The organism is Bacillus sp. DWP3-1 (assembly GCF_049896565.1).
Lineage (GTDB): Bacteria > Bacillota > Bacilli > Bacillales > Bacillaceae > Bacillus.
This window is the reverse complement of the sequence record NZ_JAFCUN010000001.1, coordinates 1-24,772: the sequence shown is the minus strand read 5'-3', so window position 1 is coordinate 24,772 and position 24,772 is coordinate 1. Positions and strand designations below refer to the sequence as shown.

Here is a 24,772-nt window from a genome sequence, read left to right as displayed (position 1 = left end):
TTATCTATTTATTCTTTTCACGTTCTATCCATTTCTCAAACATTTATCGCACATTAAAGAATTTTTCATTTTTGGGCTGTATTTATTTTAAAAAGGAAGAAAATCTTATACAATAATAAGTATGACAAAAAATAGTTGGTGACTGACATGACAAATGAATTCGAGCATATGAAGCTGGAAAATCAGCTTTGTTTCTTGTTATATGCAAGTTCAAGAGAGATGACGAAGCAATATAAACCGTTATTAGAAGAGTTAGACATTACGTATCCGCAATATTTGGCACTGCTTTTATTGTGGGAGCATGGGACATTAAATGTGAAAACGATGGGAGAGCTTTTATATTTAGACTCCGGTACACTCACACCTATGCTGAAACGGATGGAGCAAAACGGACTCATCATCCGCGAGCGCTCGAAAGAGGATGAACGTTCTGTGCAAATTCGTTTAACGGAATATGGCGAACAACTAAAAGAGAAGGCTACTGCGATTCCATTTCATATGCTGTCTGGGACAGGCAGATCGGAAGAAGAGTTAAAAACGCTGCGCGCCTCTTTGCATGAGCTTTTGCAAAAATTAACACAACCAAAAGGCTGAGGGAACATTCCCTCAGCCTTTTATGATGTCAATTATTGTGCGACAGCTACTAGTTCTACTTCGATATTTCCTTGAGTTGCTTTTGAATATGGGCATACGCCATGTGCTTTATGAACAAGCTCATCTAATGCTGATTGCTCGATTCCAGTTCCTTTTACTTCTAGCTTAACGCCTAGTTTGAAGCCGCCATCTGAACTATCTTTCACTAAGCTCACATGTGCTGTTACTTCACTTTCAAAACGGATACGCTCTTGTCTCGCGACCATTTGAAGGGCTGAATCAAAACATGCAGAGTAGCCTGCTGCGAATAATTGCTCTGGATTTGTTGCTTTTTCAAGTTTTTTCGCTCTTGGTGTTCCAGGCATTGCTACATCATGCTCAAGCACACCATCGGTTGAAACAACCTTTCCTTCTCTTCCTCCGACAGCTGATACCGTTGCAGTAAATAAAACATCTGACATGAATATAACCCTCTTTCTCTCTAATAATATTTTCTACAATTGAATTGTACACAATTTAAATTCAAGAGTCAATGAATAAACACTCTTTTTCTAAGATTTCCTTCTCACTTCTATTTTATGAGCATGTCACGCAGATTCATTTTTAGACAGTAAAAAAAGCCCTTGAATAAGGGCTTTCAGATTGTTGACAAGAGCTTTTAGATGATGTCATGCTGCGCATTTGGTTGTTCTAGCGTATGGTTTCTGTTATCCGGGTCGGCATTTGCTGCTGCCAGCCATAACGCCAGGATGGTGATGCTTGTACAGACGACTGCCCATTTTTTAAAATTCATATAAACAATCCCCTCTCTGAATATAGATTCGAGCATGTTCCGCTTCTCCGTAGAACATGGAAGATTTTTCATAATCTCCCATTTCATTATAATACTTTGCGGTGTCTAATGCCAGCTCCTCTATATCTGGATATGCATAGGCAGACTCTAAAAAATGAAAAATTCGTTTAATATGCTCCGCATCTTGCTTTAAATACAATGCTTCTAAAAATATCGTCTTCTGAATATGAATATCATCCTGAAGTGCTTCTGCTCGCTTCATACATTCTTCTCTGTAGTGTAAGGCTTCTTCGTGTTTACCTTGTTTGTATAATATCTGAGCGGCGGTATAAAGAGGGTCTATAGATCGACGAAGGTGATCGGATTGATTTTGGTCAAATAACGAGATGGATTCTTTCATTAGTTCGAGTGCGCGGTCAAGATCTCCCATTCGGTAATAACTGTTGCCCATATTAAACAAAGAGGAAGCAATAAAACGCACATTCTGAAAGTCTCTTGATCTCGCAAGCGCTCTCTCGAGATGTGGTAATGCCTTTTCATGCCTTCTCATATCATCATAGTTACCGGCCACAATAAATTCGCATTGGATCGTGCGAAGCGCATATAGCTCATGTTGAATATAGACATCCAGCGCCAGTTTGGCATGGTGCATCGAGATATGTGTTTGTTTCATGTGATAATATATTTCTGACATTTTAAAATGAAATTCCGCACGTTCAATATCATCTGACACAAAAGAAAGCTTGTGCTCTGCCTTTTGATAAGACGAGATGGCAGCAATATACTGCCTACGGCCAAATTCATACATGCCTCTGAAAAAATGATAGTAGTATTCAAGCATGCCTGTGACATGTGTTTGATGCTCATCTATTTCTTTCGAAAGCTCGGAAAAGTTGGCGCGAAGCTTTCCTTCCTTTAATGGCTTTAAGTAATCGAGCATGACCTCATGCCTGAATTCCATTAAAGAAAAATAGAGAAGCAAATTCTGATCTTCTTCCATTGAATCAAGAGAGGTGCGAATTTCCTGCTTTAATTGTTCTGCTTGTTCTGAATCAAATCTGCGGATTAATTCATACCACTTGTTGATTTTCACTCCAATATCCGAAGAGGGAATGATTTTCGCCATACGTTGCCTTCTCCAATCTTCTCAAAATATAAAACATTACCATATTTTATCATACTTGACCGAAGAAATACAAAAATGAAATGAAAGGAAAAAGAGAGCCTGCTGTCACAAGACTCTCTTTTGAATTCGTTATTCTCTTATTTGTCCTTGACCACGAATGACAAATTTTTCAGAGGTTAAAGCCGGCAGACCCATCGGCCCTCTTGCATGCAGTTTTTGTGTGCTAATCCCTATTTCTGCTCCGTAGCCAAATTCAAAGCCATCTGTGAACCGAGTAGAAGCATTATGATAGACAGCGGCAGCGTCGACAGCTGTTAAGAAAAGTGAAGCATGCTGATCATTTTCTGTAATGATCGCTTCAGAGTGCTTGGAGCTATACGTTTGAATATGCTGAATCGCTTCTTCTATGCTCTCTACGATTTTAATACTGACAATCGGCGCTAAAAACTCTGTTTCATAGTCCTCTTTTGTCGCTAATGAAGCACTAGGCGCAAGGGCACATACGGCTTCATCGCCCCGTATCTCTACCCCATTTGCATGCAGGGCTTCAAATAACGAAGCGCCATATGTTTTTGCCCATGTTTCATGAATGACAATGCTCTCAATCGCATTGCAAACAGATGGCCTTTGGGTTTTAGCATTCAGCACAATCTGCTCAGCCATTTCGTTTTTCGCTGTTTCATCAATATAGATATGACAGTTCCCTGCACCTGTCTCAAGCACTGGCACGGTAGACTCTCTCACGACAAGATCAATTAAATTTTTCCCGCCGCGCGGAATAAGGACATCCAGATATTCATTTAAAGTGAACAGCGTTTTCGCCGTTTCACGGCCTGTATCTTCAATCAATTGCACACTGTCTACTGGAATATCCGTTGTCTGAAGCGCTTCATGGATCACCTTGACAATCGCTTTATTACTATGAATGGCAGAGGAGCTCCCGCGAAGAATAACAGCATTCCCAGTTTTGAGGCAAAGGGTGGCAGCATCTACTGTCACGTTTGGTCTTGCTTCATAAATCATTCCAACCGTTCCGAGAGGCACACGCACCTTTTCGATGAACAGACCGTTTTCTTTTTGAATGGTTTCTAATGTTTCACCAATTGGGTCTTTTAGGTGAATGAGTTGAAGGGTTGCGTCTGCGATGGCTTCAATTCTCTCTTCTGTGAGTGTAATCCGGTCAATAACAGAAGGCGTGAACTGCTTTTCTTCGGCAGCCTGAACATCCTTTTTATTCTCCTTCAATAAATAAGCGGAAGATGCTTTAAGTGCATTTGCGATGGCATGTAAAGCTGCATTTTTTTGCTCCGTCGTTTTTAGCAGCAGCTGATCTTTGGCTGTACTTGCTTTTTTTGCTTTTTCAAGAACTTCATTCATCGTATTCCCTCCTCAGTTTTGTACATGCTGTACCCAGTGATCTCTGTGTATAACCTCAGGCTTCTCATTTGAAAGCTCATCACTTCGCATCCCTTTAATGCCGAGAAGCTCATCGGATGCGTACAAGGTTTGTCCCTTACCCACTAATCCGTTCGGACCGACCACTTCAACGACCTCTCCTTTAGAAAAGTCACCAGCGACATCAATGACGCCAGCTGGAAGAAGACTTCTGCCATGATGCAAAATCGCCGCTTCTGCTCCTGCATCTATCATGATTTTGCCAGAAACGGGTGAATGGAATTGAATCCATTGACGGCGGTTGTTGATCGCTGATAAGTCCTGTTCTCCGATATACGTTCCGTCTCCTTGACCCGCAAGAATGTGAAGCAGCTTGTCTTCTCCAGTACCTGTGCCAATGAAGACTTTAACGCCTAGTGAAAGTGCCGTTTGTGCAGCAGACAGCTTTGATTTCATCCCGCCTGTTCCCACTTTTGAGCCTGTGCTCTTCGCATATGAAAACAATTCTTCTGAAATGTGTGTCAGTACATCAAAACGCTTCGCCTCAGGATGCTCATTTGGATTTGCATCATATATTCCGTTAATGTCCGTTAAGATGATCAATTGGTCTGCATGGATTAATCCACTGACAAGAGCTGACAGCATGTCATTATCCCCAAAGGTAAGCTCCTCAATGGAAACAGAATCATTTTCATTAATGATCGGTAAAATTTTTCTTTCCAGCAGCTCCATCATCGTAGCGTAAGCATTTCGATATCTTGTTCGATCTGAAAAGTCATTACGGGTTAAAAGCATTTGTGCAGGTGTCATGTGAAACTGTGAAAATAGCTCTGTATATTTCTGCATTAACAAGCCCTGTCCAACCGCTGCTGCTGCCTGTTTCCCCTTTAAAGTCACAGGTCTTGATGGATACCCTAAGCTGCCAAACCCTGCTGCAACGGCTCCTGACGAAATTAAAATGATTTCATGCCCAGCCTCTTTCAGCTTTGCTATCGCTTTCACATGATCCTGCATTTTTTGTTCATCAATGGCTCCTTTTTGCTCTGTTAATGAACTGCTGCCAATTTTGATGACGATCCTTTGCTTTTTCATTATTGATTCCCTCCGCTATACCTTTAGGCACAAAAAAATCCCTTTTTCTCCTTATGTAAAGGACGAAAAGGGATTTTCCGTGGTACCACCTTCATTGAATAAGCATACATCTAGCTTATTCCACTCAACTCCTGTAACGCCAGGCACGCGCTTAGATTTTTCCTCTAAGGCTCAAAGGGCAGGTTCAGCAGCTGTCTGCGGCAAATGTTTCAGCATATCATTTGCTCTCTTTACGCATCAGTTCCTGCTTACTATTCCTTTTCAACGCTCGTTAATTTTTTTATATTATCACCAATTGCTCAGGAAAAGTCAAGCCGTCAATTAAATACAATCGTTTTATTCTCATGCACAATTATTCGATCTTCTAGATGCCATTTGACGGCACGTGCAAGCACACTCCGCTCAATTGTTCGGCCAATATTTTTTAATGCTTCTGCATCATCCCGGTGATCTACACGCTCAATATCCTGTTCAATGATCGGTCCTTCGTCTAAATCATTGGTCACATAATGAGAAGTCGCGCCAATTAATTTGACTCCCCGCTCATATGCCCGCTTATATGGATTTGCACCAATAAACGCTGGCAGAAAAGAATGATGAATATTAATGATTTTGTTCGGGTGCTGTTCAATAAATTCAGGCGTTAAAATTTGCATGTATCTAGCAAGCACAATGGCATCAATATCATACTCTTCTAATAATGCGAGCTGCTGTTTTTCCGCTTCTTTGCGAATGTCTTTGTTCGCCTTCACAAAATGGAACGGGATTCCAAGCGATTCTACTGTATCTTTTGCCGTTTCATGATTGCTGATCACGACCGCAATTTCAGCCATGACATTTCCGCTTTGCCATTCCCATAGCAGCTCATGTAAACAATGAAGCTCTTTTGACACAAAGATCGCCAGCTTTTTAAGCTCACTTGCACGCGACATGCTCCACGTCATTTGAAATGATGCTGCAATTGGCTCAAACTGATGTTTCAGCTGATCCATATTTGCCGAGATGTCTTTCCAATCAAATTCAATTCTTAAAAAGAACCGGCCGCTTTCATGATCTGTTGTGTATTGGCTGGATTCAATGATATTCGCTCCGTGCTCAAATAAAAAGGAAGAAACAGCTGATACAATTCCAGGCTGATCCGGACAGCTGACAAGCAACCTTCCTTTTTGCTCATGCTTTTGTCTGTGTAATTCAAGTTTCTCTGTTATCAAAGTTCTCATGTATCATGACCTCATTTACGTTTTCATTCTAATGAAATATTATACTGGACTGGAAAGAGAAAAAGCAATGTAGAGTCCTGTTTTTTATTGAATATTCATTCAATTCTGCACCTGGCATGATATAATGTGAATAGACCTTTTATCATAAAAGGAGTGATGGAGATGAAAAGTATGACTTTGTTTGGTAAAGTGAGCTTTTGGCTCGGCATCGTTTGTCTGATCACAGGTATTTCCCTTTTTATAGCCGGTGAAAGACTCATTCCTTTTCTCACATTTGGTGTGTGTTTTCTGCTTGCGAGCCAGCTTTACCGCAAAAATGAAAACGATTCCAATCATCATTCAATGTAACAAAAGGCTGGCATCTATCTGCCAGCCTTTTCTTATTCAATGATTTTCAATCCTACTGCCGCAGATAAAATCAGGGCGATGAAGAAAATACGTTTTGCGTCTTTCGACTCTCCGTAAAACAGCATACCGACCATGGCGCCTCCAGCAGCTCCGATTCCAGTCCAAATAGCGTACGCCGTTCCCATCGGAATCGTATTCATCGCAAGAGACAGCATCAGAAAGGACATCGAAAAACCTGCTGCAATGAATAAAATCCATTTGACATGCCGTTCTTTTTGGAATTGATTCATCATGGTCACACAAAGCATTTCTAAGATGCCTGCTCCAATGAGTAAAAGCCAGCTCATGATTCAGCCTCTCCCTTCTTTTCACCTGTTGTCAGCTTCAGCCCTAATACACCGCACAAAAGCATCACAATCAAAAGCAGTTTGACAAGCTGAACCGGCTCACCAAGCACCATGCCTATGAGGACGGTACCTGCTGTTCCAAGCCCGGTAAAAACGGCATAAAGTGTGCCAACTGGCAGTACACTTGTTGCTTTCATGAGTAAATAAAAGCTCACGATAATACAAACGATGGTTGCGCCCCATTCTATGAGCGAGTGGGCATATTTCAGCCCCATCACCCAGCCGACTTCAAAGATGGCCGCAATAAAGACATTTCCCCATTTCATCTGATCTTCTCCTTTCTGAACGATTCCAACCAACAAAAAAAGCCTGGAAATCGATCGCTTGATCAAATCTCCCGGGCTTTTATCCCTCCGTGTCCATATGGCCTCTTCTAAGACCCTATGTGTTTTCTCTCGGACCAGACTGCACCAGCGCACGGAACCCTAGAAAACCAATTCATGATATACAGACCTGACTTAGAGCAGATTCTGTATTAAAAATCTTATCACACCCCGATATGCCGGTCTACCAGTTTGCTCTCCCTCTTCAAATATACTTGTTCATTTTTCGAAAGAAATGATATGAGACCGGCGTATACTAAATGATAGACAGAGAAATGATCACATCGCTGATATAATGAAATAAGATTGATGTGATGAACGATCCAAGATGACGCTTTGTTTACCAGCCCAAAGTACGCTGAATCACATTTTATAGGAAACCAAGAGGTGGATCGTATGATGATAACCGACGAACAGAAACATGAATTTTATCAAGCACTGGTTGACAAGAACCCGCAATATGACGGCACATTCTTTGCCGGCATTAAGACCACTGGTATCTTCTGCCATGCCACATGTACCGCTAGAAAACCAAAATATGAGAACTGTGAGTTTTTCTTTACAGCAGAAGAAGCACTGCTAGCAGGATATCGTCCGTGCAAGCGCTGCACACCATTAACATACCCTAACAGCATTCCGGAAGAAGTCAAAACACTCGTTTCTGCAGTTGAAACACATCCTGAAAAACGCTGGAAAGAAGAAGACTTTCATCAATTAGGGATTCACTCTGCAACGGCACGGCGGAAATTCAAAGAAATCTATGGTATGACCTTTGTTCAATATGCGAGATCACGCCGAATGGGACTTGCCTTTAAAGAAATTCTGAATGGAAAAAAAGTGATTGATCAGCAGGTCGCCTTGGGCTATGAATCTTCGAGTGCCTTCAATGATGCATTTACGAAAATTATGGGAAATCCCCCTAAAAAGACGCAAACCAAGATTCTCCACGCTAATTTTATTTCTACACCGATCGGGCGGATGATCAGCGTGACAGATGCGACGCATGTGTATTTACTGGAATTTGTGGACAGGCGGGGACTCGAAAAGGAAATTGAAAACATGAGAAAAAAGCATCAAGCCCGTATTTTAGTCGGGGAAACAAACGTCCATCAGCAATTAGCAAAGGAATTGACCTTATATTTTGAGAAAAAACTCACGCAGTTCTCGGTACCACTTTCCTTACATGGCACCCCTTTTCAAATGAAGGTGTGGGACCTGCTCACACGCATTCCATCAGGCGAAACAAGTTCTTACCGCGAGCTTGCTGTGATGCTGGGCGATCCGCATTTGGTCCGGGCGGTAGGGAATGCAAATGGTGCCAATCAATTGGCGATCATCATTCCATGCCACCGCGTCATTCAAACAAGTGGTGAGCTCGGCGGCTACGGCGGCGGGATAGAACGGAAGAAATATTTACTTCAGCTAGAACAGCGGATATAAAATAAAAACGGCTCTGCTTATTTTGTAAGCGAGCCGTTTTCTTCGTTGCGGGTGATGCTGTAGACATCAATGATTTGGTCCCATTTCGAAATGGTTTTTTCTTTTTTCATGCCCATTTTTAAAGCGACCTTTACCGATGCTTCATTGTCTGGGCGGATTAAGCTCACCATTCGTCTGACTTTCATTTCATCAAAGCCATAGGTGAGACAGCCTTTTGCGGCTTCAGCAGCATAGCCATTTCCCCACGCTTCTTTCTTTAGCATGTAGCCGATTTCAAGTTCGGTTTGTCCTTCAATGTTTTGCAGAACAATGCCGCTTTGTCCAAGTGGTTCATTCGTTTCTTTGTCTTCAATGATCCAGAGGGAAGTATGATACATACGGTCATTCTTTTGATTCCATGCAATCCACTCTTTCGTCTGCTGCTCATCCTTCAAAGAAGGATAATACTTCATCACTTCTTCATCTTGGAACAACATATCATATAAAAATGGCGCATCATGTTCATTCATCGTTCTTAGCCTGAGCCGATCTGTTTCAAGCACTGTCCGTGTTTGAAGTTTCATTTATGATCCTCCCCTCACTTACTTACTAAAAATATCTCCGAACAATCCATTTGAATCTGGGGCAAAGTAATGGATTCCCGCACCGGTTAAACTAGCTGCCAGCGCTGTCCACATCATTAAACTGACTGTCATCCACACTGCGACTTGCTTTCTTTTCGTCCCGAAGCTCATGCACATAAATGCCGCTAGATGACTGCCGATGATAAAAGGTCCGACGAGCGCTAATCCCGGGAGACCATATCGTTCCCAAATTCTTCTGGCCCGCAGCTGCTTTTTCTCTCCTTTTTCATCACTTTTGTCCTCTTTTCTCTTCAACCGCCATGCTTTGAAGCGGTCTACGAAAACAATGAGAAGGAAAACGGTAAAAAAATTGCCGATGAATCCAATGACCGCAGTCGGTACAGGATGCATGCCACTTAAAATGGCCAACGGAACGACACCTACCACTTCAAAAAAAGGCAAAGCAGCCAATACAAACACAAGTACATATCCCCATAAAATATCCAAGCACAGAACCCCTTTTCATTTTTGTCCTCTTCCCATTGTAATGAAAAACACGATACCATTTCTACATTTTTTTAGAAAAAGAAAAGCACATCTTATAGGATTATAGATGTGCTCTGTTTTTTACAATGTATTTTCATTTTTCTTATTCGTCCGGCGTAAAACAATGAGCATAAGCCCTATTAAGATCACAACCGATAGTAGACTTTGCAAGAGAAGCACGCTTGGTGATGTCCAGCCAATCCATTCAAATAGGAGCTGCGGTCCGAAAAAGATGATCGGAATCAATGAAACGACATTCGCCTTTAAGATCGCATTAAAGACAATGATACATAGCAGCATGAGCAGGATGACGCCCCATCTTTGACCTGAGGTCAGGACAAGTAATGGTGTGCCGAGTTTTTGATCCAATAGTTTGATTGTGACCATCGCGGTCAGCTGAAAGATTCCTAAGATCCAAAAGTAAAGAAATGCCCGGCGGCTTGTCTGAAAGGCAGACGCTCTAAACATCACAATGATCATGATGACATTGGCCACTAAAACGAGCGGATAGCCAATCAATGCATACCAAGAATAGGATAAGCTTTGACTGATCGCATCTGATAAAATCATATAGAAGAGAGACCCGATTAAGAAGGCACTGATGAATGGAACCCAGTCTTTATGGTGTCCTGACAGCTCTTTTGCGAGTTCATCAGCATAGCTCCGCGGATCTCCGCCAAACACAGCCTCCCCTGTTTTACCATCTTTTTCAGCCTCAACCGCGTGTGTCGTCAATTCATCCATCAGCTCATCAATTTCGTCCACATTTTTTCCCTTTGATATGAGATATAATTTCAGCTCTAGTAGGATGTGTCTTGTTTCTTTTGATACCATAATCTCACTTCCCTTTTTGTAATAAGCAGTTTACATTTTTTGAAAGCTCACTCCAGCGGGTCATAAACTCTGTGAGCGCTTGTTCTCCAGCTTGTGTGAGCGTATAGTATTTCCTTTTCGGTCCGCTCGCTGATGTTTTTGTGACAGTAGTCACCAGCTGTTCCTTTTGCATACGCAGCAAAATCGGGTAGATACTTCCTTCACTAATTTGATCAAACCCGTAATGCGCGAGCTTCTTTGTCATTTCATATCCATAAATCTCACCCTCAGAAATAATCGACAGCAGGCAGCCTTCCAAAATTCCTTTTAACATTTGTGTGGATGTTGTCATCTTTGTTCCTCCGATTCCAGTACCTTGCATCACAAGATAGCATCATCTTACCACACACTATCTTGTCATGCAAGATACTATCCTAGAAAAAAATCACCGCTGAAAGGGTGATTTTTACGCCCATGGTTTATCTGTTCCAAGTGCGTCAGCCAGTGCCTTGCTATGCTTTCGGCGGCTTTTTCTTTCCTCTGCCCGCTGCTTCGCTGTTTGATGCAGCATGATTTCTTCCTCTGTTTCCGGTACGACTTGTGGAACTCGTTTTGGCTTTCCGTTTTCATCTAGCGAGACAAAAGTCAGAAATGAAGTCGCTGCAAGTCTGCGCTCTCCAGACATCAAGTTTTCTTTCATGACTTTGACGAACACTTCCATGGAAGACGTGCCGACCCACGTCACATAGGATTCCAAGCATACTGACTCTTTTTGTCCAATCGGCTCTAAAAAGTCAACAGAATCCATCGACGCCGTGACCGTTTCACTGCGGCTGTGTCTTGCTGCCGAGATGGATGCAATGTCATCTATATAACTCATTAATTTCCCGCCAAATAAGGTTTGGTGGTTATTCGTATCGAGAGGGAATACCCTGCTGGTTTTGACAACTTTCGATTCCTTGCAGTATTTGAAATTTTCTTCACTCATCATCATAGCTCCTTCATGCTGTTTTCGTGAATGCGGAACGACTTTTATTAAACACTATTCTTTTAGGTTTGTCTAAACTTTTTGCTTTAGTCTCTTGTGAGAGATTTTCTTTCGGAAATGTTTCAACTATGACTAGAACGAGGAATAATAGAACTATGAACAAACAAGGAGGCCATTTGATGGATTCTATGAGAGCAGAACAAATACACAAAATGCCGCAATGCATGAGTGAATATGACGATTTACAAGAAGTCCTTTTATGCAGTCCCATCTATATGGAAATCAAACAGATCATCAACGAAACCCAAAAACATTTTGCAAGAGAAAATATTTCTCAAATGAAAGCCATTGCTCAGCATAAGCAATTGATCCAAACACTAAAAGACCATCAAGTACGCCCCATTATGCTTCCTGCAAATGACCGCTTTCCTGAGCAAGTCTTTACTCGGGATATTGGGTTTACGATTGGACATACACTCTTTGTTTCAAGCATGGCCGCTCCAGTTCGGCAAGGAGAAGAACAATTGTTAAAAGAGTGGGCACAGGGAAATGGATTGAAAACTGTTACCCTGACAAATGGAACGATTGAAGGCGGCGATGTACTTGTGGATCAAACACGCGTATTTGTCGGAACGAGCAAGAGAACAAACCCAGCCGCTATCCATGAGCTCAAAAAAGGACTGCCTGATCATGACATCATTCCCATTCATCTTCCTCCTCACATTTTGCATCTCGATTGTGTGATGAATATTCTCTCTCATGATGAGATATTGATTTATCCTGAAGCGTTCAAAAAAGAGGATCTTCACCTGCTTCAAATGCATTATCATCTAATTGAAATAAGCGAACAAGAGCAATTCACACTCGGACCAAACGTTTTATCCCTTGGACAGAAAAAAGTGATCAGTTTGCCCATCAATCAACAAACAAATGCTGCATTAACCGCTCACGGGTACACTGTCATTGAAGTGGATTTTTCAGAAATCATTAAATCTGGCGGCTCTTTTAGATGCTGCACATTGCCGATTCGGCGTTCATCCACTAAAAAAGCCAGCGTGTAGAACAGCTTGTCTACTTGCTGGCTTTTTTTCTGTCTATTTTTATGTTCGATCGTATAAATGACAGGCGACATCATGTCCTTCTTCTACTGCTTGTAATGTTGGCTTTTTTTCAGCACACACATCCATCGCTGCAGGACACCTTGTTCGAAATACACAGCCGCTTGGCGGGTTCACTGGACTTGGAATTTCTCCTTTTAAAATGAACCTTTTGCGCTTGTCCTCCACGTCAGGATCTGGAATGGGGATCGCTGACAGCAAGGCTTGTGTATATGGGTGCAGCGGTGTTTGATATAACATATCACTGCTGGTCAATTCGACGAGATGACCTAAATACATGACACCGATTCGGTCGCTGATATATTTGACCATCGACAAGTCATGCGCAATAAAGAGAAATGTCAGCCCTTCCTCCTTTTGCAGTTTCTTCAGTAAATTCACAACCTGCGCTTGAACGGAGACATCTAGTGCAGAAATTGGCTCATCTGCCACAATAAATTTCGGCGCTAAGGCGAGGGCTCTTGCAATACCGATTCTCTGCCTCTGCCCTCCGCTGAATTCATGAGGATAGCGAGTCGCAAAGTCATAGCTAAGTCCAACAGCTTCAAGTAGTTCTTTCACCCGGGCAACTCTTTTCTTTTGACTCCCGTAAAGGTTGTGAATCTCCATTGGCTCCAGCATAATATCTTTTACAGACAGCCGCGGATTTAAGGAGGAATACGGATCTTGAAACACCATTTGAATTTGCCGATTAAAATCAAATGATTCTTTTTTAGAAAGGTGATGAAGACTTTTCCCTTCATATAAGGCTTCCCCATCTGTCGGTTCATAAAGACGCATAAGCACTTTTCCAAGTGTGGATTTTCCGCAGCCAGACTCGCCAACAAGGCCAAACGTTTCGCCTTGTTTCAGCTGAAAGGAGACACCGTCTAGCGCTTTAAGCGTTCTTCCTTTCGATAGATGAAAATGTTTTTTGAGATTGTTTACTTGTAAAAGTGGTTCAACTGCCATGACCATTCCTCCTCTCGCTTGGCAAATACCGTCTTGCACCTGCCCATTCTTTTTCATATGAAGTGCCAGAAAGGGAAAGAAGTTCAATTTCTCTGCCGGTTTTAGGCGAATGAAGCATCATACCGTCACCTGCGTAGATCCCAACATGGCGGACAGCTCCCTTTCCGTTGTCATTGGCAAAAAACAATAAGTCGCCTTGTTCTAAATGGCTTGATGCGACCGGTGTTCCTTGCACTGCTTGGTCACTTGCGTCCCTCGGCAAAAGATATCCGCACGCTTTATACATGCTGTAAGCAAAGCCTGAACAGTCATAGCCAAAGCTGCTCATGCCGCCCCATAAATACGAAAGACCAATAAATTGTTTTCCCTTCTCTACAACATCTTTGCCGGTCATAGAAGAAATGGATGAAACTGACTGCACATCTACTTTATTGATTTCTCTCGTCCCTGCTGGTGTGACAACGCGAAAGCAATCACTCGTTTCTTCTACAGCTGCGAGCTCTGTTAAAAAACTAATTTTCATGTCCGCTTGCCCATTTCGATAGAGCATGGCTTTTTTCTGACAAACGATATGAGATATAGCTGGCGCACTTCCTTCTGTCACTTGCTTTAGATGGTTCGTAGGTATATAGCCAGGATAGCCTTGCGGATGTTTCCGGCTGGCCTGCTGCGGAATGACGACTTTCATCCAGCCGTCTGTCTCTTCTAATCCAATGACTCGTTCGCCGAGCAGTACTTGCGATTGGATCAGATTTTCTTCACATAAAGCCAGTTTTTCTTCATATGTTTGCTTGTCAATCCACTCTTTGATTTTGAAGGAGCCCTGAAGTACCTTTTGATCGATTTCTCTCGGTGACTGCGGCGCTGTCCATACGTTCGCAACTGCAACCTTTGATTCAAATATCATCATGAGACTCCTTTCACCCCTTGAATGCCTAACCCATGATGCGGCGGGAAAAAGATATCTTTTCCTTTGTACACGATTCCTCCGTCTACCATGTCCTCTTTTAGCATCAGCGGGGCATCAAAATCATAGCGGGTGATATTCGGCTGGCTGGCGGCGAGATGAGCGGCTGCTGTAATGCCAAGTTTTGACTCAATCATACTGCCAACCATGCACTTTACGCCGTATGCTTCTGCTAGAGCATTGATTTTTAGGGCTTCTTTTATGCCGCCTGATTTCATTAATTTTAAATTGATCAGATCACAGCTTCTCGTTTCAAGCACCTTGATCGCATCATGAAAACTGAAAATGCTTTCGTCTGCCATAATCAATGTATCTGTTGCTTCTGTCACACGGCGCAGGCCTTCGATATCTTCTTTCGGAACCGGCTGCTCTACTAGTTCGATATTCAGCGCCTCCATTTTCCGAATGGCTATGATCGCTTCCTTCCACGTCCATCCTTGGTTCGCATCGAGTCTGATCTGAATATCCGGCCCGACCTTTTCTCGAATTCGCTTGATACGCTGAATATCCGTATCTATGTCATCTTTTCCTACCTTGATCTTTAACGTCTGAAAGCCTTCAGCTGCGTATTGCTTCGCATCTTCCGCCATCTCAAGCGGACGGTTTACACTGACCGTATAATCGGTTTCAAGCTGACTGCGATATCCGCCAAGGTATTGATAAAGCGGAAGTCCTGCCTGCTTCGCTAAGCCATCATAAATGGCCATGTCAACCGCTGCCTTTGCGCTTGTGTTGCAAGCGAGCACTCGGTTCATATGAGAAAAAATTTGTTCATATTCTGACAAGGAAGCTCCAAGCAAAATCGGTCTGATCACTTCGCATATGGCATAGTCGATGCTTTCCAGCGTTTCACCTGTAATCACCGTTGTCGGGACTGCTTCTCCGTAGCTGACGTCACCTTGATCATATGTGATGATAACGATCAGAGATGCTGCGTCATACACCGTTCGTAAAGCGGTTTTGAAAGGCTTTTTTAGCGGTACACTCATTCTGCATGTACGAACATCGACGATTTTCATTTGATCGCCTCTTTCGCTGCAACGCCTGGAGAAATGTGCAGTTTTTTTCCTGTCGCATCTAATGCAGCCTGCGTGCCCATTGGAATAGCAAAGTTCGGCGAAGAATGACCGATCCGGAAGCCCCCAAGTGCAGGTTTCTTTTGCGGGACAATATAGGTGCCCCATACTTGATTCAATGTAAGGGACTGATCTTTCTTTTTTGGCTCACATTGATGAAAATCTCCAATGATGAATCCAGCCGCATCATCCAATTTCCCAGCAGATGTGAGGTGCTGCATCATTCGATCAATTTTATAGGGCTCTTCGTCAATATCTTCAATGAACAAAAGCTTTCCCTTCGTATCGATTTCAAAAGGTGTACCAAGTGTTGTCACGATGAGGGCAAGATTTCCTCCTACAATCTCACCTGAAGCGGTGCCCGGATAGAAAGTATGAAGGGGTGACAAGTGGTGCGCATACGTAAAGGCTTTCGGTGCAAACAGCTGTAAAAAGGTATCTTTCGTATAAGGATGAACCTCCTCAAGTCCCACATCAGAGGAAAGCATTGGACCATGAAAGGTCACAAGACCAGTCTGCTGCTGGATGGCCGTATGTAAAAACGTAATATCACTATAGCCCCAAAAGATTTTTGGATTCCGGCGAATCAGGTCATAGTCAATGACTTCCGCAAGTCTTCCAGTCCCGTATCCTCCGCAAGCACAAATAACCGCCTTCACTTCTGGATCTTGAAACATGCGATGAAGATCCTCCACTCTTTCATGATCATAGCCTGCTAAATACCCATACCGGCAGTCGATATACTTTCCTTTTTTCACCTTTAGCCCGAGGCTTTCTAAAAAGGCAATCCCTTTTGCTAATTTCAGCTCATCAGGCGGGCTTGCTGGTGCAATAATCCCCACCGTATCCCCTGTTTGAAGTGCCACTGGCAGCTGGCTCATGCCATATCCCCTCTTTCTCTTTGTTTCTTTCAATCTATGGGCTTCTGCTTCATAACATGAACGAATAAAGGAACAGACGCTTTTATCTAAAAGCGTCTTTTGATCCTAATATCACTCTCCATCTACCTGCGCCCATTTCAAATCGATATACCCAACGGGGTGGCGGACAATTCCCTTCACACCTTCTTTTTGTAAATGGACTTGGTTATAAAAATGAATCGGAATGATCGGTGCTTCTTCAATGAGAAGTGCCTCTGCATCATGAAGGAAGCTGTTTCTCTTTTGTTCGTCTGCTTCCTGGCTCGCTTTTTTGATCAGCTGATCATAGGTATCATTAGACCATCCTGTCCGGTTCATGGCATTCCCTGTTTGGAAGCTCTCTAGGAAGTTGATCGGATCTGCATAGTCTGCTAAAAATGAACTTTGTGAGAATTGGAATTTCAGCGCCTTTTGATCTTCTGCAAATACATTGGCTTCCATGTTTGCAAGCTTCACATCTACACCTAACGCTTCTTTCAGCTGCTGCTGGATGGCTTCCGCTTTTTTCTTGTTCTCAGGCTTTGTACTATATGTTAATGTGACGGCTGGCAGTTTCGAATAGTTCTCTTCTTTCAGCCCTTTTTCTAATAGCTTTGCAGCTTCACTCTTATCATTCTTCACAAGATCACCGCCAGCTTCTCTGAAATCCTCACCCTTTGGATCTAGGATGCCTGGCGAGACGAAAGCGCGTGCTGGCTTCTCTTCATTTTTCGTCACATAATCCACAATATCTTGCGGGTTGATCGCCATTTGAAAAGCTTTGCGAATGTTCTTATTTTGAAATGGTTCTATGTTCACATTCAGACGATAAAAGAACAATCCAGCCTGGTCTTCAATTTGTACATCTTTATTTTTCAGCAGATTTTCACTTTGCTCTGCTGGAACAAAGGCAGTATCTAAATCTCCTGATTGATACATTTGATAGTCTGTGTTTCGATCACTGATCATCAGCCACTTCACTTGATCCAGCTTGACTGTTTTTTTGTCCCAATACGTCTCACTTTTTTCCATTGTGAAGCTCTCATCATGCTTCCACTCTGTCAGCTTGAACGGTCCATTTCCGACAAAGGTTTTGGCGTCTTTTGCCCAATTTGGGTCCTTCTTAGCTACCTGTTCATTGACTGGGAAAAAGGCAGGGTTTGCGGTCATATTTAAGAACGATTTCTGCGGATAAGCCAGTGTGACCTTAAGCGTTTTGTCATTTACAGCGCTGACTTTCACGTCTTCTTTCTTGCCTTTTCCACTGTTAAATGCCTCTCCGCCTTCAATCATGTACGCTAAGAACGATGCAGAAGAGCCTGTTTTCGGATCAAGCAGCCGCTTCCACGCATATTCAAAATCACTCGCTTTCACTGGATCACCATTTGACCACTTGATGCCATCTCTTAAATGAAACGTGTACGTTTTTCCATCCTCTGATATCTCCCATTTTTCCGCCATTGCAGGAGATGGTTCGTGTTTTTCATTCAGTCTTGTTAATCCCTCCATTAAGTTATTGAGTCCTTGCCACGATACATTATTAAAACCAATCGGCGGATCAAACGACGTCGGTTCATTTTCGTTATTTAAGGTTAACACTTTCTTTTCACCTTTATTGCTTGATGATCCTTTCCCTGCTTGCTCATTGGCTGTACATCCTGCGAGCAGCATGATCGTGAACAAACATACACTGATGATCCACCCTTTTTTTCTCATCAAAAACTCCCCCTTTGTGTTGAAGATAAAACCGTTTGATTCGCTCGCTCATCTTGGAGCCAGCAATGCACTGTATGGGTAGGTGACCGCTGCGTTTCATGCGGCATGATATGATCACACACCTTCATGGCGGCCGGACAGCGATCTGTATACGGACAGCCCTTTGGTGGAGCAAATAAATCAGGCGGGCTTCCTTCAATTGGAATGAGTACATCTTTCATATCAAGTCTTGGAACGGATTGTAGAAGTCCTTTTGTATAAGGATGCTGCGGACTGTAAAAAATATCTCGCCTCGTTCCGACCTCCACCATTTTCCCCCCGTACATGACCGCCACTCGGTCTGCGACTTGGGCTACGACCCCTAAATCATGTGTGATTAAAATAATGGTGACACCTGTTTTTCTCTGAATCTCTTTAAACAGCTCTAATATTTGTGCCTGTATGGTCACATCCAGCGCGGTCGTCGGTTCATCTGCAATCAGCACTTTGGGCTCGCAAATCAGTGCCATGGCAATCATGAGCCGCTGCCTCATTCCCCCGCTGAACTGGTGAGGGTATTGCTTTAACCTTTCCTTCGGCTGCGGAATGCCGACCAAATCAAGCATCCGAATGGCGGCTTCTTTCACTTCTTTTTTCGTCAGCTTTTGATGCTCCTTTGCCGCCTCCATGAGCTGGTCCCCTATTGTCAAGGTTGGGTTCAGTGCGGTCATTGGATCTTGAAAGATCATCGAGATATCGACACCTCGTATGGCGCGCATTTCTTTTTCAGATAATGACAGCAAATTGCGGTCTTCAAACCAGATTTCTCCCTGATCGACATGAGCGCTGTAAGCTGGCAGCAGCCTCATAATGCTTTGTGAAGTCACACTTTTCCCGCAGCCTGATTCTCCCACAATGGCAAGGGTTTCTTTTTCATATACATCCACATTCACTCCGCGTACCGCTCGAACTGAGCCGCCATATGTCCGAAAGCTGACGTGCAGATCGATGATTTGTAGAACTTTTTTCAAAGCGCCATCACCTCTTCATCTTTGGATCAAGCGCATCTTGCAAGCCATCACCTAAATTGTTAAAGCAAAACATCGTGAGTGAAATAAAAAACGCAGGGAAAAATAAACGCCACCAATGTCCGTTATCTGACAGTACTGTCGGCAGCGCATCATTGGCCATCACGCCCCAGCTTGCAAACGGTGCTTGAATGCCTAAACCAAGAAAGCTTAAGAACGCTTCAGCAAATATCGCGGTCGGCACAGTCAAGGTCATCTGAACGATAATCGGCCCCATCGTATTCGGCAGCAGGTTGCGGCGAATGATACGCAGGCTCTTTGCACCAAAGGTTTTTGAGGCAAGGACATATTCCTGGCTTTTCAGCTGAAGAACTTGACCTCTTACGATTCTTGCCATTCCAATCCATCCGGTGACAGTGAGCGCTACAATAATGGTGACAAGCCCTGGCCCCATCAGGACCATTAATAAAATGACAACGAGTAAATAAGGAAGACCGTAGAGCACCTCGACAATTCGCATCATGACATGGTCATATCTCCCGCCCTTATAACCGGCAATCCCTCCATAAATCACGCCGATGGCAAAATCAATAAGGGCTGCCATGACGCCTACGAATAACGAAATACGCGCCCCGTACCATGTACGCGTAAACACATCTCGTCCAAGCTCATCCGTTCCGAACCAGTGAGCAGCTGATGGAGGCAGATTTTGCATCGAAAGACGTTGCTCTGTCACACTATTAGGCGCAAGCAATGGGCCTAATAGCGCCATGATAAAAAGAAAAATCAGTACCGATAGACTAAACATCGCAAGCTTATTTTGCTTCAGCCGTCTCCACGTGTCTGCCCAATACGAAAGAGAGGGTCTTTTAATGGCATGGGCCTCCGTTTTCTTTTGCTCTCTCGGAGAAAACCATTCGTCTGGCACTTCATGATGCGGATTCGGTTGATCCTGCTGTAGGTGTATACTCATGCCTTTCCTCCTTTCTGATGCAGCTGAATCCTTGGATCAAGCAGGCGATACGCCACATCGACAATGAAAAGAAGTGTGATTAAAATAATGCTGTAAAAAACAGTGGTCCCCATGATGACAGGATAATCACGGTTGTTAATACTCTCGACAAAGTATTTTCCCATTCCAGGAATCGCAAATATTTTTTCAATGACAAAACTTCCTGTTAAAATGCTTGCGACAAGTGTCCCAAGAATGGTCACAACGGGCAAAAGCGCATTTCGAAGCGCATGTTTAAATACAATTTTAAAGGGAGAAAGTCCTTTTGCCTTGGCAGTGCGAATATAGTCCTGCGACAGCACTTCAATCATGCTCGATCTTGTTAACCGGGCAATAATGGCCATTGGACCGACAGCAAGAGCGATGGTTGGCAGCACCATGTGCATCGGACTTGTCCACATCGCTGTAGGAAAGAGTTTCAAATTCACAGCAAGCTGCTGAATTAATAAGGTAGCAAAGATAAAGTTTGGAATGGATATACCGAAAACAGCAATGGTCATGGCGATATAATCAATCAAGCCATTATGCCGGAGGGCAGCCATGACCCCGAGCAGGATGCCGGAGATGACAGCAATCAATATTGAGATAAGACCAAGTTCTAATGAGACTGGGAAGCCTCTTGCCAATAGATCATTGACACTTTCTGAAGGCTTTTTAATGGAAGGACCAAAATCAAAGGTAACGATGGATTTTAAATAGATGACATATTGAACATACAGTGGTTCATCTAAGTGATAGTAGCTTTCGAGGTTTCGCTGGACGGTTTCGTTTGTATTTCGTTCTTCATTGAAGGGCGATCCTGGGATGACCTTCATTAAAATAAACGTTAAAGTCGTAATCGTTAAGATCGTGGCAATCATCGCAATAAAACGCTTGAGCAAAAAGCTGGTCATCTGCCGTCTCCCCCTCGCTTAACAAAATGTTGTACGTGCGGCAAGCTCTGTCATGACAAGCATCGCTTGGTAGGCTTCTAATATATTCTCTGCTTGATACGTCACCGTTGTTGTTCCTTCTATGATGGCAGTACCCGGCATTAAATTCGCCCATTCAGCTTGTCCATAATTGGCAAACTCAATCTTCAGCAGCGGCTGATCAGGAGGCGTCAGCGGCTTGATGTGATGAATCTGTTTCATTGCGGCTTCCACTTGCTGCGAGATTTGTTGATTGACTTTGGCAGGCGTGAAACATTTCACAGCAGACCTTGATATGGTCTCTTTCACTGCTACTGTTTTCACACCAGGCATCAGCTTTTCCGCTTCAAGTGCCGCTTGATCATCTCCGCAAACAAGAATCATCGGCACACCATAGTAGCCTGCAACATACGCATTAAAGCCCATTTCACCAATTGGGTGATCATTTATGTAAAAATGTCTGACACCAAAAATCATACTGTGAGACATCACGCCTTTCATAGATGCCCTCGCATGATAGCCTAAAAAAACAGCAGCGTCATAGGTTTGATCTAATCCTTGCACCATGGAATAAGGCTTGACGTCACCAGATATAAGAGCAGCCTCTTCATGCAGCTCTTCGATCAACAGATTATTCATTTTAGAATGACTGTCATTGACCAAAATATCGGTTGCGCCATGCTGAAGAAGTGCCTCTACACAGGCATTCACTTCACCTGTCATGATCTTTCTGCCCCGTTCATAATTGTGCTGACGGGCATCGACAAATGTATGATCAGCTAGACCAGTAATCCCCTCCATATCAACAGATACATAGAGTTTCATCCCCATCCCCCTTTAATTAAACTTAAAATTTGTGTATATTTTTCTAAATTTTCTAAAAAATTATATGATTACTTGATTGATTTTTCAATACAATGTCTGAAAATAAGGAAATTAGACTCAGTTAATACAGGTCAAAAGACTGTATGACAAAGGATTTTTTTAACAAATAAAACACCACTAACTATGTCTTTAGTGGTGTTTGTCAGCTTCGTTAATCTGTGATTTCAGCTGTTCATATTTCTTCATGGTTTGTGTAAATAGATCATCAAACATCTGAGGTGCCTGCTTTTGAATGACCTCAGCGCCTTCACCTGTAATGCCCCCTTTTGTCGCCACTCTATTGACGGTTTCAGCAAAGGTGAGGCCGCGTTCTACAAGGACTTGACCTGTGCCTAAGAGGGCATACGTTAAAAATTCATACGCTTCCTCTAAGGAAAGCTCACTATTTCTCACAGCCGCTCTCGCCATTTCTTCAAAAAGAGCAGCGATAAAACCAGGAGAAGAGCTCGTCAAATTACTCGCCGCATCAAACCGGTCTTCCTCTACTTCACGGACGATGCTAAAAGCTGAAAGGAGACGGTGCAAACGCGCCTTTTCTTCCTGACCTGCGGTTTCACCATGCGCAACGAGGGATACGCCCGTTCCAACAGCTGACGTGAGCGTTGGGATGTATCTGGAAACTGGTTGAGTCGTATGCTTTGATAACTTGTCTAACGTCACAGCCGCGGCTACTGACACAATATGTACCGATTTGGCTGCTGAAGGCAGTTGATCGAGCACATCAAGTACAACAAGCGGCGGCACGCAGACAAAAAGTACATCACATGAGGCAGAAAGTTCGTCTAATGAGCAGATATTTATTTCTTGATGCTTGTCTTTGAGCTGATGCAGGCGGTCCGTTTCACTTCTTGTATGGATCATGATTTGATGGGCATTGAGTACCTCTTTTTCCAGCCATTTTTGCACCATCATATCAGCCATGCTTCCATATCCAATCATTCCAATTGTCTCCACAGTTTAATCTCCTCTATTTTTGCTTAGATACACTACTTATTTTAACAATTTCCCACAATGTTTTCATTTTTATCCCACACTTTTTTCTTACGATATAGTCAGTATCCACCACATAAGGTAAAATCCCTCGAACCATACATGAAAAATTGAAGAAAGAGAGTGATTCGAATGACACATCACAAAAATGAAAAACACCCTTCTCATGAACTTCAAACAATTGAACAGCCACAAAAACAAAAGAAGAAGCCCAGTGGCTGGTTTAAGCCATTCGTCAGCGGCATTGTGGGTGGTACGCTAGCATTAGGTGTCTACGTCCTTACGCCATATGCCCAGCACGCATCAGACAACACAGCAAACGATTCAGCAGCAAAAACAGAAGCTGTATCGACAAATGATACGAGTGCCAATTCGTCAAAAACAACCGCCGTCCAAACATCACATTCATCGAGCAGTATCTCAAGCATGGTCGAAAATATATCACCAGCCATTGTCGGCATTACAAACTACCAAGCGCAAAGTCAAACAGACATGAGCTTTGGCGATTTCAATACGCCTTTTGATGAATCACAGCAAAACAAAAACAGTCAAGAGGAAAAAACAGGTACAGGCTCAGGGGTGATTTTCAAAAAATCCGGAAGTAAAGCCTATGTCTTAACAAACAACCACGTCATTGAAGGGGCAAATAAACTAATGGTTTCCTTGCACGATGGCAAAACTGTTGAAGGAAAACTGGTCGGAGCTGACCCCCTGACTGACCTAGCGGTTGTAGAAATTAGCAGCAGTCATGTGACAAAGGTCGCGGCATTAGGCGATTCCTCCTCGCTGCGTGCTGGGGAAACCGTCATCGCAATTGGAAACCCGCTTGGTGAAGATCTATCAAGAACGGTGACCCAAGGAATTGTCAGCGGTGTCGACCGAACAGTCTCTATGAACACATCAGCAGGCGAAAGCAGCATTAATGTCATTCAAACAGATGCAGCCATTAACCCAGGTAATAGCGGCGGCCCGCTTCTTACGACAGACGGAAAGGTTGTGGGGATCACGAGTATGAAAATCTCTGAAACAGGTGTTGAAGGCATTGGATTCGCACTTCCAATCAATGATGTCAAACCAATCGCCGATCAGCTTCTCGCAAAAGGAAAGATTGAGCGTCCATATATCGGCATCAGCATGCTGGATCTCGAACAAGTCCCGGACGTGTATCAGAAAGAAACACTCGGGCTCAAAAATAGTCAGCGGGATAAAGGTGTGTACGTCAAAGAAATCGCCGCAGGCTCACCTGCCGCCAAAGCTGGCTTTAAGTCAGAGGATGTCATTACCGCCATCGATGGGAAACAAATCAAAACCGGAAGTGAATTACGTCATGAGCTATACACGAATACAAAAGTAGGAGACACCGTGAGCATCACACTCATTCGAAACGGAAAAGAAGAAACAAAGAAGGTTACATTAATACAATCTGAATCTAAGCAGGTAAGTTCCTAAAGCAAAAAGCAGCTCATGAATGAGCTGCTCAGGCTGTCGAGAAAATCTCGACAGCTTTATTTTTTCCTTAAACTTTCCATCTCCTCATTTTATAATAGAGAAAAACCCACTTAAGGAAGGTGTTTTTCTCATGTTCCACACTA

The 24,772-nt window shown here is 43.2% G+C and carries 28 protein-coding genes, 1 riboswitch and 1 other annotated feature; of the genes, 5 read left to right on the top strand and 23 right to left on the bottom strand.

All coding sequences use genetic code 11. From position 1 onward, the window contains the following. Window positions 1-147 precede the first annotated feature (147 nt). Window positions 148-594, top strand: a complete 447-nt coding sequence (locus ACP7A0_RS00140; RefSeq protein WP_034662988.1) for a MarR family winged helix-turn-helix transcriptional regulator — start codon at window positions 148-150, stop codon at window positions 592-594. Between the two features lie 32 nt (window positions 595-626). Here the strand turns inward: ACP7A0_RS00140 and ACP7A0_RS00135 are convergent, their stop codons facing one another. The 6 genes from ACP7A0_RS00135 to purU form a co-directional block, all read right to left on the bottom strand. After that, window positions 627-1,055 (bottom strand): organic hydroperoxide resistance protein, encoded by a 429-nt coding sequence (locus tag ACP7A0_RS00135; RefSeq protein ID WP_060596095.1) that lies wholly within the window; start codon window positions 1,053-1,055, stop codon window positions 627-629. Window positions 1,056-1,252: 197 nt separating this feature from the next. Next, window positions 1,253-1,387 carry a hypothetical protein gene (locus ACP7A0_RS00130; protein WP_034662996.1) on the bottom strand — a complete coding sequence of 45 codons (135 nt, stop codon included), beginning with the start codon at window positions 1,385-1,387 and terminating at the stop codon, window positions 1,253-1,255. Further along, window positions 1,377-2,513 carry a Rap family tetratricopeptide repeat protein gene (locus tag ACP7A0_RS00125; RefSeq protein WP_060596094.1) on the bottom strand — a complete coding sequence of 379 codons (1,137 nt, stop codon included), beginning with the start codon at window positions 2,511-2,513 and terminating at the stop codon, window positions 1,377-1,379. The genes ACP7A0_RS00130 and ACP7A0_RS00125 overlap by 11 nt, the downstream gene beginning before the upstream one ends. A gap of 129 nt (window positions 2,514-2,642) precedes the next feature. Continuing rightward, on the bottom strand, window positions 2,643-3,890 hold the full coding sequence (locus ACP7A0_RS00120; RefSeq protein ID WP_426003890.1) for a glutamate-5-semialdehyde dehydrogenase: 1,248 nt from the start codon (window positions 3,888-3,890) through the stop codon (window positions 2,643-2,645). A 12-nt stretch (window positions 3,891-3,902) separates the two neighbouring features. Next, window positions 3,903-5,000 carry a glutamate 5-kinase gene (gene proB / locus ACP7A0_RS00115; protein WP_426003888.1) on the bottom strand — a complete coding sequence of 366 codons (1,098 nt, stop codon included), beginning with the start codon at window positions 4,998-5,000 and terminating at the stop codon, window positions 3,903-3,905. Between the two features lie 55 nt (window positions 5,001-5,055). Further along, window positions 5,056-5,274, bottom strand: a binding site (T-box leader). Window positions 5,275-5,317: 43 nt separating this feature from the next. Continuing rightward, on the bottom strand, window positions 5,318-6,220 hold the full coding sequence (gene purU / locus ACP7A0_RS00110; protein WP_034663009.1) for a formyltetrahydrofolate deformylase: 903 nt from the start codon (window positions 6,218-6,220) through the stop codon (window positions 5,318-5,320). A 162-nt stretch (window positions 6,221-6,382) separates the two neighbouring features. On the opposite strand from purU, the gene ACP7A0_RS00105 reads away from it, so the two are divergent. After that, window positions 6,383-6,568, top strand: coding sequence for a hypothetical protein (locus tag ACP7A0_RS00105; protein WP_060596091.1), 186 nt, complete (start codon window positions 6,383-6,385; stop codon window positions 6,566-6,568). A 32-nt stretch (window positions 6,569-6,600) separates the two neighbouring features. On the opposite strand, the gene ACP7A0_RS00100 is transcribed toward ACP7A0_RS00105, so the two are convergent. Together ACP7A0_RS00100 and ACP7A0_RS00095 are read right to left on the bottom strand one after the other, a co-directional pair. Continuing rightward, the gene (locus ACP7A0_RS00100; RefSeq protein ID WP_060596090.1) at window positions 6,601-6,915 is read right to left on the bottom strand and encodes a DMT family transporter; all 315 of its coding nucleotides are present in this window, start codon (window positions 6,913-6,915) and stop codon (window positions 6,601-6,603) included. Continuing rightward, window positions 6,912-7,241, bottom strand: coding sequence for a DMT family transporter (locus ACP7A0_RS00095; RefSeq protein WP_034663015.1), 330 nt, complete (start codon window positions 7,239-7,241; stop codon window positions 6,912-6,914). The genes ACP7A0_RS00100 and ACP7A0_RS00095 overlap by 4 nt, the downstream gene beginning before the upstream one ends. Before the next feature lie 66 nt (window positions 7,242-7,307). After that, a riboswitch (guanidine-I (ykkC/yxkD leader) is annotated at window positions 7,308-7,415 on the bottom strand. Between the two features lie 279 nt (window positions 7,416-7,694). Here ACP7A0_RS00095 and ACP7A0_RS00090 point away from each other — a divergent pair. Then, complete coding sequence (locus tag ACP7A0_RS00090) at window positions 7,695-8,738, top strand: bifunctional transcriptional activator/DNA repair enzyme AdaA (protein WP_060596089.1); 1,044 nt, start codon at window positions 7,695-7,697, stop codon at window positions 8,736-8,738. A 17-nt stretch (window positions 8,739-8,755) separates the two neighbouring features. Here the strand turns inward: ACP7A0_RS00090 and ACP7A0_RS00085 are convergent, their stop codons facing one another. The 5 genes from ACP7A0_RS00085 to ACP7A0_RS00065 form a co-directional block, all read right to left on the bottom strand. Further along, on the bottom strand, window positions 8,756-9,301 hold the full coding sequence (locus ACP7A0_RS00085) for a GNAT family N-acetyltransferase (RefSeq protein WP_106036730.1): 546 nt from the start codon (window positions 9,299-9,301) through the stop codon (window positions 8,756-8,758). A gap of 18 nt (window positions 9,302-9,319) precedes the next feature. Continuing rightward, complete coding sequence (locus tag ACP7A0_RS00080; RefSeq protein ID WP_106036729.1) at window positions 9,320-9,808, bottom strand: small multi-drug export protein; 489 nt, start codon at window positions 9,806-9,808, stop codon at window positions 9,320-9,322. A gap of 120 nt (window positions 9,809-9,928) precedes the next feature. Beyond that, a complete protein-coding gene (locus tag ACP7A0_RS00075; RefSeq protein ID WP_106030746.1) occupies window positions 9,929-10,681 on the bottom strand; it encodes an HAAS domain-containing protein in 753 nt (250 codons plus the stop codon). A 4-nt stretch (window positions 10,682-10,685) separates the two neighbouring features. After that, window positions 10,686-11,012, bottom strand: a complete 327-nt coding sequence (locus ACP7A0_RS00070; RefSeq protein WP_106030745.1) for a PadR family transcriptional regulator — start codon at window positions 11,010-11,012, stop codon at window positions 10,686-10,688. A 114-nt stretch (window positions 11,013-11,126) separates the two neighbouring features. Beyond that, window positions 11,127-11,648 (bottom strand): acyl-CoA thioesterase, encoded by a 522-nt coding sequence (locus ACP7A0_RS00065; RefSeq protein ID WP_060596084.1) that lies wholly within the window; start codon window positions 11,646-11,648, stop codon window positions 11,127-11,129. Window positions 11,649-11,827: 179 nt separating this feature from the next. Here ACP7A0_RS00065 and ACP7A0_RS00060 point away from each other — a divergent pair, with 179 nt between their 5' ends. Then, the gene (locus ACP7A0_RS00060; protein ID WP_375567299.1) at window positions 11,828-12,709 is read left to right on the top strand and encodes a dimethylarginine dimethylaminohydrolase family protein; all 882 of its coding nucleotides are present in this window, start codon (window positions 11,828-11,830) and stop codon (window positions 12,707-12,709) included. 39 nt (window positions 12,710-12,748) lie between these two features. On the opposite strand, the gene ACP7A0_RS00055 is transcribed toward ACP7A0_RS00060, so the two are convergent. From ACP7A0_RS00055 to proG, 10 genes are all read right to left on the bottom strand, one after another. Beyond that, window positions 12,749-13,717 (bottom strand): ABC transporter ATP-binding protein, encoded by a 969-nt coding sequence (locus ACP7A0_RS00055; protein WP_060596082.1) that lies wholly within the window; start codon window positions 13,715-13,717, stop codon window positions 12,749-12,751. Continuing rightward, window positions 13,707-14,624, bottom strand: a complete 918-nt coding sequence (locus ACP7A0_RS00050) for an NlpC/P60 family protein (protein ID WP_060596081.1) — start codon at window positions 14,622-14,624, stop codon at window positions 13,707-13,709. Before ACP7A0_RS00050 ends, ACP7A0_RS00055 begins: the two co-directional genes overlap by 11 nt. Beyond that, window positions 14,624-15,703: a mandelate racemase/muconate lactonizing enzyme family protein gene (locus tag ACP7A0_RS00045; protein WP_034663034.1), complete on the bottom strand. Its 1,080-nt coding sequence runs from the start codon at window positions 15,701-15,703 to the stop codon at window positions 14,624-14,626. The genes ACP7A0_RS00050 and ACP7A0_RS00045 overlap by 1 nt, the downstream gene beginning before the upstream one ends. Beyond that, on the bottom strand, window positions 15,700-16,641 hold the full coding sequence (locus ACP7A0_RS00040; RefSeq protein WP_106030742.1) for a S66 peptidase family protein: 942 nt from the start codon (window positions 16,639-16,641) through the stop codon (window positions 15,700-15,702). The genes ACP7A0_RS00045 and ACP7A0_RS00040 overlap by 4 nt, the downstream gene beginning before the upstream one ends. A 111-nt stretch (window positions 16,642-16,752) precedes the next feature. After that, window positions 16,753-18,375, bottom strand: a complete 1,623-nt coding sequence (locus tag ACP7A0_RS00035) for a peptide ABC transporter substrate-binding protein (RefSeq protein ID WP_426003881.1) — start codon at window positions 18,373-18,375, stop codon at window positions 16,753-16,755. Beyond that, on the bottom strand, window positions 18,375-19,385 hold the full coding sequence (locus ACP7A0_RS00030; RefSeq protein WP_426003879.1) for an ABC transporter ATP-binding protein: 1,011 nt from the start codon (window positions 19,383-19,385) through the stop codon (window positions 18,375-18,377). Before ACP7A0_RS00030 ends, ACP7A0_RS00035 begins: the two co-directional genes overlap by 1 nt. Before the next feature lie 7 nt (window positions 19,386-19,392). Then, window positions 19,393-20,355, bottom strand: coding sequence for an ABC transporter permease (locus ACP7A0_RS00025; RefSeq protein WP_044138912.1), 963 nt, complete (start codon window positions 20,353-20,355; stop codon window positions 19,393-19,395). After that, a complete protein-coding gene (locus tag ACP7A0_RS00020; protein WP_034663045.1) occupies window positions 20,352-21,287 on the bottom strand; it encodes an ABC transporter permease in 936 nt (311 codons plus the stop codon). The genes ACP7A0_RS00025 and ACP7A0_RS00020 overlap by 4 nt, the downstream gene beginning before the upstream one ends. An 18-nt stretch (window positions 21,288-21,305) precedes the next feature. Further along, complete coding sequence (locus ACP7A0_RS00015; RefSeq protein WP_426003876.1) at window positions 21,306-22,130, bottom strand: M55 family metallopeptidase; 825 nt, start codon at window positions 22,128-22,130, stop codon at window positions 21,306-21,308. Window positions 22,131-22,319: 189 nt separating this feature from the next. Next, on the bottom strand, window positions 22,320-23,144 hold the full coding sequence (gene proG / locus ACP7A0_RS00010) for a pyrroline-5-carboxylate reductase ProG (RefSeq protein WP_060596078.1): 825 nt from the start codon (window positions 23,142-23,144) through the stop codon (window positions 22,320-22,322). 168 nt (window positions 23,145-23,312) lie between these two features. Here proG and ACP7A0_RS00005 point away from each other — a divergent pair, with 168 nt between their 5' ends. Next, window positions 23,313-24,629, top strand: coding sequence for a S1C family serine protease (locus tag ACP7A0_RS00005; RefSeq protein WP_060596077.1), 1,317 nt, complete (start codon window positions 23,313-23,315; stop codon window positions 24,627-24,629). The last annotated feature ends 143 nt before the right edge of the window (window positions 24,630-24,772 follow it).